Consider the following 13378-nt stretch of genomic DNA (forward strand, 5'->3'; position numbering starts at 1 on the left):
CTTGGAAAAAGCCAACGCCGGCGGATGGCGGCCTGTTCCGGTGCCGGGCGCATTTTCATGAGTGACTGGCTGATTTCGCTGGAAGGCACCGAGGCGGGCAAGACGCTGGCGCTGTCGCTGGCGCTGCTGGCGGCCTTGCTGCACGCGGTGTTCGGAGCGCTGCAGAAGGGGCGGTTCGATCCGTGGCTTTCGCGCGGCGCGATCGACGGGTGGCTGTTCGTGCTGTCGCTGCCGATCGCGCTGTTTCTGGTGCCCTGGCCGCAGGGGCATGAGTGGCTTTTGATCCTCGGCACGCTGCCGATCCATTTCGCCTACAAGATGGGGGTCGCGCTTTCCTACAGCCGGGGGGCGTATACAGTTGTCTATCCGGTGGTGCGCGGCACCGGGCCGCTGTTCGCGGTCCTCGGGGCCTATGCGATCTTCGGAGAGACGTTCACGGGCATGCAATGGCTGGGCATGGCGGTTTTGCTGGCCGGCATCTTCGGGCTGGCGGCCTACAACCTGATCCATGTGCGCGGCGTCGGGCGCGCCACGCTGGTGCCGGCGCTGTGGCTGGCGGTGGGAACCGGGGCGCTGGTGGCGCTTTACACCACCTACGACGCGTTCGGCATTCGCGCCACGCCGAACCCCTTCACCTTTCTGGCCTGGTTCTTTCTGGTCACGGCGGTGGATTTCCCGGCCATTGCATTCCTGCGCTACAGGTCTATGTCGAACCCGCCGGCCCTTGGCGGGCTGTCGGGCCGGGGGTTGATCGGCGCGCTGGTGGCCTATGGCAGCTTCGGCTCGGTGATGCTGGCCACGCGGCTGGACAAGGTGGGCGAGGCCGCGGTGCTGCGCGAAACCTCTACGGTTTTTGCGGCGGTGATCGGCTGGGTGGTGTTGAAAGAGGCGGTGGGACCGCGCCGTTTGGCGCTGATGGCGTTGATTGCCCTCGGCGCCGTGATCGTTGAACTGGGCGCATAGGAGCGGAAGACATGGCCGGAAAGAAGATCAACCCGATCGTGAAACTGGGGCTGGAGCTTGGCCCCATCGTCGTGTTTTTCGCGGCTTATGTGATGCTGCGCGACAAGGCGTTCAGCTTCGGCGGGACAGAGTATGACGGGTTCATCCTTGTCACCGCCGGGTTCATTCCGCTGATCCTGATCACCACGGGGCTGTTGTGGAAACTGTCTGGCCATGTGTCGAAGATGCAGATCGCCACGGCGGTTCTGGTGGTGGTGTTCGGCGGGCTGACCGTGTGGCTGAACGACGACCGGTTCTTCAAGATGAAGCCGACGATGATCTATACGCTGTTCGCCGGGGTGCTGGGCTTTGGCCTGCTGCGCGGCCAGTCGTATCTGCAGTTCGTGATGGAAGAGATGATGCCGCTGAAACGCGAGGGCTGGATGATCCTGACCCGGCGGCTGGCGCTGTTCTTTGCCGGCCTGGCGGTGCTGAACGAGGTGATCTGGCGCACCATGTCCACCGATGCCTGGGTCAATTTCAAGACCTTCGGCCTGACCATCGCCGTGTTCGCGTTTTTCATGACGCAGGGCGGCGTGTTGCAGAAATACGCGGTCGAGGAGCAGCCCGAAGACGGCGCGTAGCGGCGCCGGGCCGCTCCTCGGCCCTTACGGGCTTTCTCGCTGCGGCAGCGACAAGGACCGTCAGGCCTGGCGCTTGAAAAGCACCTCCTGCGCCTTTTTGTCGGCCTGAAGATCGGCACGGCTGTCGGCGGCCACGGCGCGGCCTTTTTGCACGGCGGGACGGCTGCCCACGGTCTCCAGCCAGCGGGCCATGTGCGGTTTGTCGTCCAGCAGCTGTTCCTGCCCTTCCCAGAGCGTCGCCCAGGGCCAGATCGCCATATCGGCGATGGAAAAGAAATCGCCAGCCACGAATTCATGTTTGGCCAGCTGGGTGTCGAGCACCCGGTAGAGCCGCCCGGTTTCAGCCCTGTAGCGGTCCTTGGCATAGGGCAGATCGTTGGGCGGTTCCATCGCGGGGGCGTATTTCAGGAAGTGATGTGCCTGTCCGGCCATCGGGCCAAGCCCGCCCATCTGCCACATCAACCACTGATCGACGGCGATCCTGTCCCGCTCTGTCGGGCCGCCGAACATGCCTGTCTTGCGGGCGAGATATTGCAGGATAGCGCCGGATTCGAAGATCGAGATCGGCGCACCGTCCGGCCCGTCTGGGTCGATGATGGCGGGCATGCGGTTGTTCGGGGCGATCTTCAGGAAGTCAGGCTCGAACTGCTCTCCCGCGCCGATGTTCACGAGGTGAAGGTTGTAGGGCAGGCCCATCTCTTCCAGCGCGATGGTGATTTTCCATCCGTTGGGTGTGGGCCAGTAGTAGAGATCAATGGGGTTTGTCATGTGCGCGCTCCGGTGTTTGCGCACATCAGGATGGAGTTTTCCCCGCGAAGGGCAAGGGCAGTGAGACGCGCGGCGGCGCAAGAAGTCGTGACCAGCGGGGGCTCGGCCCCGCCGGCAGGCAACTGCGCAGCGCCTCCAGCGGCAGGTCGTCGCGCAGGAACGCGCGGTAAAGGCCGAACATTCCGGGGCGCAGATAGGGGCTCCAGTGGCACACGCGGCGGGTGGCGGGGGCGATGCGATGGCCCAGCTTGCGCAGCCCGTCCAGGGTTTCGGAATGGTCGATCTGCAGATCCAGCCAGTTGCCGCCCGGAGCGGCGCTGCCCTGGCCGAGCGAGCGTTCGCCGGGGCGGTGCGGGGCCAGAAGGCCTTCGAACAGGAAATCGAACAGATCGTTCTCGCGGCTGGTGATGTTCAGAAACTCCGCCCCGCGCCCGGCCGGGGATTGCAGCCCGCTGCACGATCGGCTGGTCAGTTCGGCCGGGGTCATCAGCACGGCGCGGTGCAATGCCCGCGGCGCCATGTCGGGCAGCGCCGACAGTACCACCCGCGCGCCCAGCGAATGGGCCATCACGTTGATCTTCGCCCCCGGACGTATCCGCGTCAGCGCGTCGGTCAGGTGGGCCAGCGCGCGGCCCGCCCGCCGTGCCTCGTCATAGGCGCGCCAGATATGGCCGGTCGCCTCCCATCCGAAGGCGATGCACAACCCGTCTTCGGGCCGGCCGGCGGCAAAGCCCAGATGCCGCGGCCAGGACAGCGCCTTGCGGTCGCCGATCTCGGGCGACAGCGACAGGATATGCCGGTGCGGGTTCCTCTCGGCCCGGAAGGGCGAGAACTTGAAGCCGTGAATCAGGATGATGATGGGGGCCCGATCCGGCAGCGGGGCCAGTGCCTGGCGCAGATGATCCTCCAGCGTCCCGCCTTTGGCCGGGGCGGGCCGATCCGAAAACGCGTTGATCTGGACGATGGGCATATGGCGGTTCCCACAACATCTTGCGTGCAGCAGCTACTCCGCCCACACGACAGGTGCGTGACGCGACTGTTACATCTGCATGACGTGGCTTGACGGTGACAGGGTGCGGCGCTATGGCTCGCCCTTGTGGCGCTTTGTTACCGGATTGCGGGCCACGTTAAACATTCCGCTAAAGAGGTCAGGGATGCATTGCACCCCCGCCTTTACCGGTCGGGGGTTTTTCTTTGCGCGGAGGATGCGCCGATGACGACGTGGAGCAAACGGACCAAACAGGTGCACGCAGGCACCCGCCGCAGCCAGTATGGCGAGGTGGCCGAGGCGATCTTTCTGACCCAGGGCTTTGTCTATGACACCGCCGAACAGGCCGAGGCGCGGTTTGTCGAGCTGGGCGAGGATGAATTCATCTATGCCCGCTACGGCAACCCCACCGTGCGGATGTTCGAAGAGCGGATCGCCGCGCTGGAAGGGGCCGAGGATGCCTTTGCCACCGCCAGCGGCATGGCTGCGGTGAACGCGGCGCTGACCTCGATGTTGAAATCCGGTGATCACGTGGTGGCGGCGCGGGCGCTGTTCGGATCGTGCCTCTATATCCTTGAAGAGGTTCTGGCCCGGTTCGGCGTGGCGCTGACGCTGGTGGATGGCACCGATCTGGATCAGTGGAAGGCCGCGGTCACGCCGGGAACGAAGGCGGTGTTCTTCGAATCCGTTTCCAACCCGACGCTGGAAGTGATCGACATTCGCGCCGTTGCCGAAATCGCCCATGCGGCGGGGGCGCTGGTGATCGTGGACAACGTATTCGCCACGCCGGTGTTTTCCGACGCGCTGGCGCAGGGGGCCGATGTGGTGGTCTATTCGGCGACCAAGCACATCGACGGGCAGGGGCGCTGCCTGGGCGGTGTCGTGCTGGGATCGGCAGAGTATATCCGCGGCACGCTGGAGCCCTATCTGAAGCACACCGGCGGCGCGCTCAGCCCGTTCAACGCGTGGGTGATGCTGAAAGGGCTGGAAACGCTGGATCTGCGCGTGCGGGCGCAGGCCGAGGCCGCGCAGGCGCTGGCTGGCGCGCTGGAAGGCCATGGCAAGCTGTCGCGCGTGATCTATCCGGGGCTGGCGTCGCATCCGCAGCACGGCCTGGCGATGGCGCAGATGGGGTCGGGCGGCACGATGCTGTCGATCGAGCTGGCGGGCGGGCAGCCGGCGGCGTTCCGCTTTCTCAATGCGCTGAAACTGTTCACGATTTCCAACAACCTGGGTGATGCCAAAAGCCTGGTGACACACCCGGCCACCACCACGCATCAACGCCTGCCGGAGGATCAGAAGGTGATACTGGGCATCTCGCCGGGGCTGGTGCGGGTGTCGCTGGGGCTGGAGGATCCGGCCGATCTTCTGGCCGATGTGACCGGGGCGCTCGCGGCGGTCTGACGCGCGCGGGCATCTGCGCCAGGGTGGGGCGGCGTCAGGTGCCGGGTAGCCCGCCCAGAAGCTTTTTCAGCAGTGCCGACAGGGTGTCCTGTTCTGCCCGGCTGAGCGCGCCGACGATCTGCGCCTCGTTGGCCAGATGCGCCGCCATCGCCTGGTCGATCAGGGTGCGGCCCGCGTCGGTCAGTCCGACCAGGGTGCCGCGCCGGTCCGCCGGGTTGGGGCGGCGGGCGACCAGCCCGGCCTTTTCCAGCCGGTCGATCCGCGCGGTCATGCCCCCCGAGGACATCATCGTGACGTCGAACAGCGCGGATGGGCTGAGCGCATAGGGCGCGCCCGACCGGCGCAGTGCGGCCAGTACGTCGAATTCGCCGCCTTGCAGGCCGAATTGGGCAAAGACCGGCGCCAGATGCTGACGCTCGATCACCAGCGCGGTTTCGGCCAGCCGCCCCAGCAACTCCATCGGCAGCAGGTCCATTTCGGGGCATTCCGCCCGCCATTGCGTCGCCGCGCGCGAGGCTCGGTCCATCCTTCGCTCCATTTGTCTTGACATAAAGATACTTTTTGCCAAGATAAATCCTACCACATCACAGGAGCCTCTCCAATGGCGTCCCCCCGGATTGCCGCGCGGCCAGATGCCGGCGCGGCCCGCTCTTTCGTGTCCGCCCTTGGTCTGCTGGTTCTGACCGGCAGCCTGCTGGCGCTGAGTATCATCCTGTCGGGCGTCGCTGCCGCGCAGGGCGCGCCGATGCTGTCCTTTCTGGTGGCGGTGATGGGCGGCGCGGGGCTGTGCCTGCTGATGCTGGCCCGGGCGTTGGGCCAGATGCCGGGGCGGGGGCGCTGGCCGCCGCTGCTGGCCTATGGCGCCGGGGCGGGGGCCTTCATGGCGCTGCCCAATGCGATGGGTTATCTGGCGGTGGCGCATGTCGGGGCGGGCTATCTGTCGCTGACCTTCGCCTTTCCGCTGTTGCTGACCTATCTGATGGCACTGGCGGTGGGCATGGACCGGTTCCGCCCCGCCCGGCTGGCGGGGGTTGCCGCGGCTTTGGCGGGCGGTGTTCTGCTGGCGCTGTCGAAGTTCGGGCAGGACGGCCCCGCCGCCGCCGGCGCGGGCTGGATCGCGCTGGCCAGTGCCGTTCCGCTGTTCATCGCGCTGGGCAATCTTTATCGCACCCGGTTCTGGCCCGCCGGCGCGCAGCCGGTGCTGCTGGCGGGGCTGATGCTGGTGCTGGCCGCGGTTCTGGTGCTGCCGCTGGCGATCGCGCGCGAAGGCGCCGGGGCGGCGCTGTTGTGGCGCGATCCGGGTCTGCGGCTGCTGGTGACGCTCAACATCGCCCTGTTTTGCATCCAGTATGTCGCCTATTTCCGGCTTCAGCATGTCGCGGGGCCGGTCTATCTGAGCCAGCTGGGCAGCGTCGCGGCGCTGGTCGGCGCGGGCATCGCCGCCGCGATGGGCGAGGCGCTGCCCCCGGCGGCGCCGCTGTCGGCGCTGTTCTTCGGTGTGGGGCTTGTACTCTTTCACCGCGCGGCTGATGCTTGACAGCGCCGCGCCGGACGGCCAAGCCTGCGCTCATGATCGACCTGCGCCCCGTCGGATATGTCATTGGCCTGCTCGTGTCCGTTTTGGGGGGGACGATGCTGTTGCCGCTGGCGGTGGATCTGTGGCTGGGCAATGGCGAATGGTCGGTCTTTCTGGAAGCGGCGATCCTGACCATCCTCACCGGCGGCGTTCTGGCGCTGGCCTCGTCCAACGGGGTGCAGGCGGGGCTGACGCTGCAGCAGACCTTCATGCTGACAACCGGGGTCTGGCTGATCCTGCCGGTGTTCGGCTCGATCCCGTTTCTGATCGGCGCGACAGACGCGCGGCTGGTCGATGCGTTCTTCGAGGCGATGTCGGGCATGACGACGACCGGCTCGACCGTGTTTTCCGGGCTGGACGATCTGCCCGCGGGGCTGTTGCTGTGGCGCTCTATGCTGCAGTGGTTCGGCGGGGTCGGCATCATCGTGGTGGCAATGGTGTTTCTGCCCGAGCTGAAGGTCGGCGGGATGCAGATCTTCCGGTCGGAGGCGTTCGACACCGGCGGCAAGGTGCTGCCGCGCGCGGCGCAGATCGCGGCGCGGATCTCGGTGGTCTATCTGTTTTTCACGGTGCTGTGCTATATCGCCTATCTGCTGGTCGGGCTGAGCAGTTTCGACGCGTTGAACCACGCGTTGACCACCATGTCCACCGGCGGGTTTTCCACCTATGACGCGTCGTTCGGCACGTTTCAGGGGCCGGCGGAATATGTGGCCTCGGTGTTCATGGTGCTCGCCAGCCTGCCGTTCGTGCGCTACGTGCAGATCATGGGCGGGCATACCGGGCCGATGCTGCGCGACAGTCAGGTGCGGACCTTTCTGATGGTCGTGCTGGTGCTGGTCGGCGTGATCACGGTGTTCCGGGTGGTGGTCAATGCCGATCATCTGGAGCATGCGTTCCGCGAGGCGATTTTCAACGTCACCTCGATCATGACAGGCACCGGTTTTGCCAGTGTCGATTATCAGCTTTGGGGCGCGTTCCCGGTTGTCATCTTCTTTTTCATCGGTCTGGTGGGCGGCTGCGCGGGATCGACCTGCTGTTCGATAAAGGTGTTCCGGTTCCAGCTACTGTTTGCCTCGATCCGGGCGCAGATCCGCCGGATCCACGCGCCGCACGGCGTGTTCACCCCGCGCTACGAGGGGCGGCCGGTGTCGGAGGATGTGCTGTCCTCGGTGATGGCGTTCTTCGTGCTGTTCGTGGTGTCGCTTGGTGTGTTGTCGGTTCTGCTGGCGATGACGGGGCTGGATTTCGTCACCTCGGTGTCGGGCGCGGCCACGGCGCTGGCCAATATCGGGCCGGGCCTTGGTGATGTGATCGGCCCGGCCGGCAATTTCGCGAGCCTGAACGACACCGCCAAATGGCTGATCGCCGCCGCGATGCTGATCGGCCGGCTGGAGCTTCTGGCGGTTTATGCCATGCTCTCGCTCACCTTCTGGCGCAGCTGAGCCCGCTCAGTTCCAGCACGATACCAGCACCGTCATGTCTGCGGCCCGGGCCGCCAGATCAGCCGGATCCAGCGCGCCGGTATTGTCGGAGGCGGACATTTGCAGGCCGTTGGCCGACAGGAATTCCGCGATCGCCGGAACGGTCGCGGCAAAGCTGACATCGCCGGGCAGGCTGCGCGCGCCGCCCGCCACGGGCACCAGCATCCCCAGAACCGCGCCGGTGGCGTCGAAGACCGGGCCGCCCATGTCGCCCGGCATCGCATCCAGCGACAGCCGGCTCACGGTTTCTTCGCCCGACAGGCCGCGCAGATCGGCCAGGGTGCCATAGGTCAGCACCGGCAGGTCGAGCACGTCGCCATAGGGAAATCCGGCCACCGCGACATCGCTGCGCAGGCGCGGCACCCCGGTTTGAAACGCCGCATGGCCGATGGGCGACAGGGCCTCGCGCGGGCGCAGCACGGCAAGGTCGAGCGCCTCGTCGCGCGCGGCCAGCTCGGCCTCGAACTCATCGCCGACCGTGATATGCGGGCATTGCGCCAGCCCCTCTGCCGTGGTCAGCACGGTGCCGGCGCCGTCAATGAAAAATCCGGTGCGCGACAGGGTCGGGCGGCGGATTTCGAGGCCCGCCAGCAGATCGGCGCTCTGCTCCGTGTCGGGGGTGCCCAGCGTTTCGTCCAGTGCCGTGTCACCATAGGGGGCAAAGCTTTCGCGCATGATCTGGGCGGCGCGTTGCAGCAGTTTTTCATCTTCCGGCCGCCAGGCCAGCGTGAAGCCCTTTATGGTGCCGTTTTTCAGTTCGGCATAGGTATAGGAATGCAAATCGCGGCCGGTTCCGGTGATTTCGAACGATGTGCCGGTGCGCTCGCGCGGCCCGGTCAGGGGCACGATTTCAAGGCTCTGCATCACGTCATAGAGGCCGAACAGCGTGCTGCGGTCGCCCTTCTGGCTGATCAACAGCGCCCGGACGCCCGAGCCGCCGGTTTCGGCGTAATGCACGAAGGGCGGCTCGTAGCCCTGAAACGCGACCATTCCGGCGGGCAGGGTGATGCGGATGCCGGCGGCGGTTTCGTCGACCTGTTGCAGCCCCAGGGCGCCGATCGCGTCGGCATAGGATGTCAGCAGCTCGGCGCGCTGGCGGCTGGTCAGCACGCCGGTCGGATCATAGCCCATCGCCAGCTGATAGCTGGCCATGGCGTTGCGGGTGCCGGGGCCGAAGGCGCCGTCGATGGCCGATGTGTAATGGCCTTCCCATTGCAATGCCTCCTGAACCTTCTGCCGCTCCTGCGGGGTCAGGGCGCGTTCGGCGCGGCGCGCCTCGGCCGGGGTCTCGTCGGGCAGGGCGGCCGGTTGTTGCAGCGGCATCGCGGTCTGCAGCGGCGCGGTGCGGGGCGGGGCGCCGATGGGCCAGAACTGCTGACGGAAGGCGCCGCCATCGGAGACATAGCTGTCGGCCGGGATCAGACGGTCGCGCCGAAGCTGTTGCAGCCGCGCGCGCGCATCGTCACCGGTGAACGGGCCGAGGGCGATGGCGTACCAGCCGGTGTTGAGCTGAAACCCTGCCACGTCGGTGAAGGCGTTGGAATAGGCGCGCGCGCGGTCCTGCGCCTCGCGCAGGGTGGGGCGCGCCTCGATCTGGACCCACACGCTGTTCTGTGCGGCGGCGGGCAGGGCCCAGGCGATGATAAGGAATACGATTGAAACTGCTTTGCGCATTACGCTGTCTGCCCCTGAAAGTTGTCGCCGGGCGGCGAATCCGCGACAGACCGTACCAAAGCCGTGCCGGTTTGCACGTCAATAATCCGCGCCACCGCCAATTGACCCTGCCGCGCGTGTTGCATATTGAGACGCTGTTTCCTATCAGCGGGGCCAAAGACGATGAGCGACAGCAATCCCCGGAGTTTCCAGGAGATCATCCTGAGGCTGCAGACCTATTGGGCGGCGAAGGGCTGCGCGGTGCTGCAACCCTATGACATCGAGGTCGGCGCCGGCACGTTCCACCCGGCCACCACCCTGCGCGCGCTTGGCACCCGGCCCTGGGCGGCGGCCTATGTGCAGCCCTCGCGCCGGCCCACCGACGGGCGCTATGGCGAGAACCCGAACCGGCTCCAGCATTACTATCAGTTTCAGGTGCTGATCAAACCCAGCCCGCCGGATCTGCAGGATCTCTATCTCGGCTCGCTCGAGGCGATCGGCATCGACATGGCGCTGCATGATATCCGCTTTGTCGAGGATGACTGGGAAAGCCCGACGCTGGGCGCCTGGGGCCTGGGTTGGGAGGTGTGGTGCGACGGGATGGAGGTCAGCCAGTTCACCTATTTCCAGCAGGTCGGCGGGCATGACTGCAAGCCGGTCTCGGGCGAGCTGACCTACGGGCTGGAACGGCTCGCGATGTATGTGCTGGGCATCGACCATGTGATGGACATGCCCTTCAACGATCCGCAGACGCCGATTCACCTGACCTATGGTGACGTGTTCCGCCAGACAGAGCAGGAATACAGCCGCTGGAATTTCGACGTGGCCGAAACCGCGATGCTGCTGCGCCATTTCGAGGACGCCGAGACCGAATGCGAGGCGATCCTGGCGCATCCGCACGAGGATCCGAAAACGGGCAGGCGCATCGTGATGGCCCACCCGGCCTATGACCAGTGCATCAAGGCCAGCCATCTGTTCAACCTGCTGGATGCGCGGGGCGTCATCTCCGTCACCGAGCGGCAGGCCTATATCGGGCGGGTGCGGGCGCTGGCCAAGCGCTGCGCCGATGCCTTCGTGCAGACCGAAGCCGGGGGGTGGCTCCCGGCGGAGCCCGTGGAATGAACGGCAAGCTTGTCGCAGGGGCCATCGTTGCCGCCGGCCTGATCGCCGGCGCGGCGATGTACTACCTGCAGGTCTATGCCTATTACGAGCGCGTTCCGGCCACCGGCGAGGGCGATGTGCGGCTGACATCCCTGGCCACCGGCGCGCCCGAGCCGATCCTGTACGACGCGTTTCAGGCCATCGACGCCGACAGTTCGCCGGTGCGCTATCGCGCCTGCTTCACCACGCCGCTCAGCCAGGCGATGCTCAGCGAAACCTATGTGATTTTCGAAGCGCCCGTGCCGCTGACCGGCCCCGGCTGGTTCGGCTGCTATGACGCGGCCGAGGTGGACGCCGCCCTGGCCGACGGCAGCGCCATCGCCTTTCTGGGCCAGCAGAACGTGACATACGGCATCGACCGTGTGGTCGCCATTCTTGACGATGGCCGCGGTTTTGCCTGGAACCAGATCAACCATTGCGGCGAGGTTGTGTTTGAAGGCAAACCCGCCCCCGAGGGCTGCCCGCCCGTACCGGAAAGAAACTGACCCATGCCAGATCTGCTGATCGAACTCTTTTCTGAAGAAATTCCCGCACGCATGCAGGGGCGCGCCCGCGCGGACCTGCAAAAGCGCATGACGGACGGTCTGGTCGAGGCCGGGCTGACCTATGCCTCCGCCGCCGCGTTTTCCACGCCACGGCGTCTGGCGCTGACGGTGGAGGGGCTGAGCGACGAAAGCCCCACCCTGCGCGAAGAACGCAAGGGCCCGCGCACCGACGCGCCGCAAAAGGCGCTGGAGGGGTTCCTGCGCGCCACCGGCCTGAGCAAGGATGAGCTGCAGGTGCGCGACGACAAGAAGGGGCAGGTCTATTTCGCCGCCATCGTCAAACCCGGCCGCCCGGCGGCGCAGATCGTGGCCGAGGTGCTGGAGGATGTGATCCGCAACTTCCCTTGGCCCAAATCCATGCGCTGGGGGGCGGGCAGCCTGCGCTGGGTGCGGCCGCTGCATTCGATCATCTGCATCCTGACGCGCGAGGACGGGGCCGAGGTGGTGCCGCTGCGCGTCGACGGGATCACCGCCGACAACCGGACCGAGGGTCACCGCTTCATGGCGCCCGCCAGTTTCGAGGTATCCTCCTTTGACGATTACGCGGCCAAGCTGAAAAAGGCCCATGTGATGCTCGACCCGGCCGAACGGGCCGCGCATATCTGGCATGACGCCACCAACATGGCCTTCGCCCGCGGGCTCGAGGTGGTCGAAGACCGGGGGCTGCTGGAAGAGGTGGCCGGGCTTGTGGAATGGCCGGTGGTGCTGATGGGCGATATCGGCGCCGCGTTTCTGGAACTGCCGCCCGAGGTTCTGCAGACCTCGATGAAAGAGCATCAGAAGTTCTTTTCGGTGCGCGACCCGAAATCGGGGCGGATCGTGAAATTCGTGACCGTGGCCAACCGCGAGACCGCCGATGACGGCGCGACGATTCTGGCGGGCAACCAGAAGGTGCTTTCGGCCCGGCTGTCGGATGCGCGGTTCTTCTGGGAAAACGATCTGCGCGTCGCCAAGGCGGGCATGGGGGCATGGCAGGAGAAGCTGGCCAATGTCACCTTCCACAATCAGCTGGGCACCCAGGCCGCGCGGATCGAACGCATCGCCAAGCTGGCGCGCGAGCTTGCGCCGACGGTGGGGGCCGATCCGGACATGGCGCAGCAGGCGGCAGAGGTGGCGAAGGCCGATCTGGCGTCGGAAATGGTGTATGAATTCCCCGAGTTGCAGGGGATCATGGGCCGCTACTATGCCCGCGCCGCAGGGCTGGACCCGGCCATCGCGGAAGCGGCCGAGATGCATTACAAACCGCTCGGCCCGTCCGACGATCTGCCGCTGCACCCGGTTTCCATCGCCGTGTCGGTCGCCGACAAGCTCGACATGCTGGCCGGGTTCTGGGCGATCGACGAAAAGCCCACCGGCTCTAAGGATCCGTTCGCACTGCGCCGCGCGGCGCTGGGCATCATCCGCATCGTTCTGGACAGCGACCTGCGCATCGGGCTGGAGCGGCTGATCAACATGCAGCTTCTGGCCCATACCATCGCCCTGAACACCGACACTGCAGAAGAGCGCGAGGTGTATTTCCTGCATGACATGGTGGACGAGATCGCCCATCACGGCGTTTTCCTCGCGGCCTTCCACGCGGTGCTCGACAAGCTGACGGGCGCCGATGAAACCTTCGAGGTGGAAGAGGGCACATGGCTGGCGAACCTGCGCGCCGCGCTGCCGGACATGAGCGATGATCTGCTGGCCTTCTTCCACGACCGGCTGAAGGGCCATCTGCGTGACGAGGGCGTGCGCCATGATATTATCGACGCCTGCCTGTCGATGCCGGGCAATGACGACCTGACGCTGCTGGTCAAGCGCGCCGAGGCGCTTTCGGCCTTCATGGAAACCGAGGATGGCGGGAACCTTCTGCAGGGCTTCAAGCGCGCCAACAACATCCTGACCCAGGCCGAGGAAAAGGACGGGGTCGAATACCGGTTCGGCCCGGATGTGAAATTCGCCGAGGGGGAGCAGGAAAAAGCCCTGTTCGCGGCGCTGGACGAGGCTGAGTCGGTGATCAAACAGGCCATGTCGGACGAGGATTTCGCAGTTGCAATGGGCGCGATGGCGGCGCTGCGTGCCCCGATCGACGCTTTCTTCGAGGCGGTTCAGGTGAATACCGATAATGACATTGTGCGGCGCAACCGTCTGAATCTGTTGCACCGCATCCGCGAGACCTGTCTTCAGGTCGCGGATCTGGGCCGGATCGAGGGCTAGACATAGTCGTAACGCAAACC

Annotated in this window: 12 protein-coding genes and 1 riboswitch; of the genes, 8 read left to right on the plus strand and 4 right to left on the minus strand. The window is 65.9% G+C overall.

What is annotated here, in order from left to right; all coding sequences use genetic code 11:
* The first annotated feature begins 57 nt into the window (after positions 1-57).
* Complete coding sequence (locus GGR17_RS14120) at positions 58-963, plus strand: DMT family transporter (RefSeq protein WP_054540422.1); 906 nt, start codon at positions 58-60, stop codon at positions 961-963.
* A gap of 11 nt (positions 964-974) precedes the next feature.
* Positions 975-1586: an inner membrane-spanning protein YciB gene (locus GGR17_RS14125; protein WP_054539335.1), complete on the plus strand. Its 612-nt coding sequence runs from the start codon at positions 975-977 to the stop codon at positions 1584-1586.
* Positions 1587-1646: 60 nt separating this feature from the next.
* On the opposite strand, the gene GGR17_RS14130 is transcribed toward GGR17_RS14125, so the two are convergent.
* Together GGR17_RS14130 and GGR17_RS14135 are read right to left on the minus strand one after the other, a co-directional pair.
* The gene (locus GGR17_RS14130; protein ID WP_037211248.1) at positions 1647-2354 is read right to left on the minus strand and encodes a glutathione S-transferase N-terminal domain-containing protein; all 708 of its coding nucleotides are present in this window, start codon (positions 2352-2354) and stop codon (positions 1647-1649) included.
* 25 nt (positions 2355-2379) lie between these two features.
* Positions 2380-3324, minus strand: coding sequence for an alpha/beta hydrolase (locus GGR17_RS14135; RefSeq protein ID WP_054539334.1), 945 nt, complete (start codon positions 3322-3324; stop codon positions 2380-2382).
* Between the two features lie 116 nt (positions 3325-3440).
* Positions 3441-3518: riboswitch (SAM riboswitch) on the plus strand.
* A 49-nt stretch (positions 3519-3567) separates the two neighbouring features.
* On the opposite strand from GGR17_RS14135, the gene metZ reads away from it, so the two are divergent.
* Positions 3568-4746 carry an O-succinylhomoserine sulfhydrylase gene (gene metZ / locus GGR17_RS14140; RefSeq protein WP_054539333.1) on the plus strand — a complete coding sequence of 393 codons (1179 nt, stop codon included), beginning with the start codon at positions 3568-3570 and terminating at the stop codon, positions 4744-4746.
* A 34-nt stretch (positions 4747-4780) separates the two neighbouring features.
* Here the strand turns inward: metZ and GGR17_RS14145 are convergent, their stop codons facing one another.
* The gene (locus GGR17_RS14145) at positions 4781-5272 is read right to left on the minus strand and encodes a MarR family winged helix-turn-helix transcriptional regulator (protein WP_054539332.1); all 492 of its coding nucleotides are present in this window, start codon (positions 5270-5272) and stop codon (positions 4781-4783) included.
* 75 nt (positions 5273-5347) lie between these two features.
* Between GGR17_RS14145 and GGR17_RS14150 the strand changes: the two genes are divergently transcribed.
* Complete coding sequence (locus GGR17_RS14150; protein ID WP_054539331.1) at positions 5348-6283, plus strand: DMT family transporter; 936 nt, start codon at positions 5348-5350, stop codon at positions 6281-6283.
* Positions 6284-6315: 32 nt separating this feature from the next.
* Positions 6316-7764 (plus strand): TrkH family potassium uptake protein, encoded by a 1449-nt coding sequence (locus GGR17_RS14155; protein ID WP_054539330.1) that lies wholly within the window; start codon positions 6316-6318, stop codon positions 7762-7764.
* Between the two features lie 6 nt (positions 7765-7770).
* Here GGR17_RS14155 and GGR17_RS14160 read toward each other — a convergent pair whose 3' ends face one another.
* Positions 7771-9477: a serine protease gene (locus GGR17_RS14160; protein WP_054539329.1), complete on the minus strand. Its 1707-nt coding sequence runs from the start codon at positions 9475-9477 to the stop codon at positions 7771-7773.
* A 162-nt stretch (positions 9478-9639) separates the two neighbouring features.
* Here GGR17_RS14160 and GGR17_RS14165 point away from each other — a divergent pair, with 162 nt between their 5' ends.
* Genes GGR17_RS14165 through glyS form a run of 3 tightly spaced genes read left to right on the plus strand, consistent with a single transcriptional unit; the run spans position 9640 to position 13358 of the window.
* On the plus strand, positions 9640-10578 hold the full coding sequence (locus GGR17_RS14165; RefSeq protein WP_054539328.1) for a glycine--tRNA ligase subunit alpha: 939 nt from the start codon (positions 9640-9642) through the stop codon (positions 10576-10578).
* The gene (locus tag GGR17_RS14170; protein WP_054539327.1) at positions 10575-11102 is read left to right on the plus strand and encodes a DUF6446 family protein; all 528 of its coding nucleotides are present in this window, start codon (positions 10575-10577) and stop codon (positions 11100-11102) included. Before GGR17_RS14165 ends, GGR17_RS14170 begins: the two co-directional genes overlap by 4 nt.
* Positions 11103-11105: 3 nt before the next feature.
* Complete coding sequence (glyS, locus tag GGR17_RS14175) at positions 11106-13358, plus strand: glycine--tRNA ligase subunit beta (protein WP_054539326.1); 2253 nt, start codon at positions 11106-11108, stop codon at positions 13356-13358.
* Positions 13359-13378 lie beyond the last annotated feature (20 nt).

Source organism: Actibacterium naphthalenivorans, from assembly GCF_014196965.1.
In the GTDB taxonomy this organism is placed as follows: domain Bacteria; phylum Pseudomonadota; class Alphaproteobacteria; order Rhodobacterales; family Rhodobacteraceae; genus Actibacterium_A; species Actibacterium_A naphthalenivorans.

Excerpts from the sequence above, each read along its gene's own strand:
- GGR17_RS14160 (WP_054539329.1), bottom strand. The coding sequence starts at position 9,477 with ATGCGCAAAGCAGTTTCAATCGTATTCCTTATCATCGCCTGGGCCCTG.
- GGR17_RS14145 (WP_054539332.1), bottom strand. The coding sequence starts at position 5,272 with ATGGACCGAGCCTCGCGCGCGGCGACGCAATGGCGGGCGGAATGCCCC.
- metZ (WP_054539333.1), top strand. The coding sequence starts at position 3,568 with ATGACGACGTGGAGCAAACGGACCAAACAGGTGCACGCAGGCACCCGC.
- glyS (WP_054539326.1), top strand. The coding sequence starts at position 11,106 with ATGCCAGATCTGCTGATCGAACTCTTTTCTGAAGAAATTCCCGCACGC.
- GGR17_RS14170 (WP_054539327.1), top strand. The coding sequence starts at position 10,575 with ATGAACGGCAAGCTTGTCGCAGGGGCCATCGTTGCCGCCGGCCTGATC.
- GGR17_RS14125 (WP_054539335.1), top strand. The coding sequence starts at position 975 with ATGGCCGGAAAGAAGATCAACCCGATCGTGAAACTGGGGCTGGAGCTT.
- GGR17_RS14135 (WP_054539334.1), bottom strand. The coding sequence starts at position 3,324 with ATGCCCATCGTCCAGATCAACGCGTTTTCGGATCGGCCCGCCCCGGCC.
- GGR17_RS14130 (WP_037211248.1), bottom strand. The coding sequence starts at position 2,354 with ATGACAAACCCCATTGATCTCTACTACTGGCCCACACCCAACGGATGG.
- GGR17_RS14120 (WP_054540422.1), top strand. The coding sequence starts at position 58 with ATGAGTGACTGGCTGATTTCGCTGGAAGGCACCGAGGCGGGCAAGACG.
- GGR17_RS14165 (WP_054539328.1), top strand. The coding sequence starts at position 9,640 with ATGAGCGACAGCAATCCCCGGAGTTTCCAGGAGATCATCCTGAGGCTG.
- GGR17_RS14155 (WP_054539330.1), top strand. The coding sequence starts at position 6,316 with ATGATCGACCTGCGCCCCGTCGGATATGTCATTGGCCTGCTCGTGTCC.
- GGR17_RS14150 (WP_054539331.1), top strand. The coding sequence starts at position 5,348 with ATGGCGTCCCCCCGGATTGCCGCGCGGCCAGATGCCGGCGCGGCCCGC.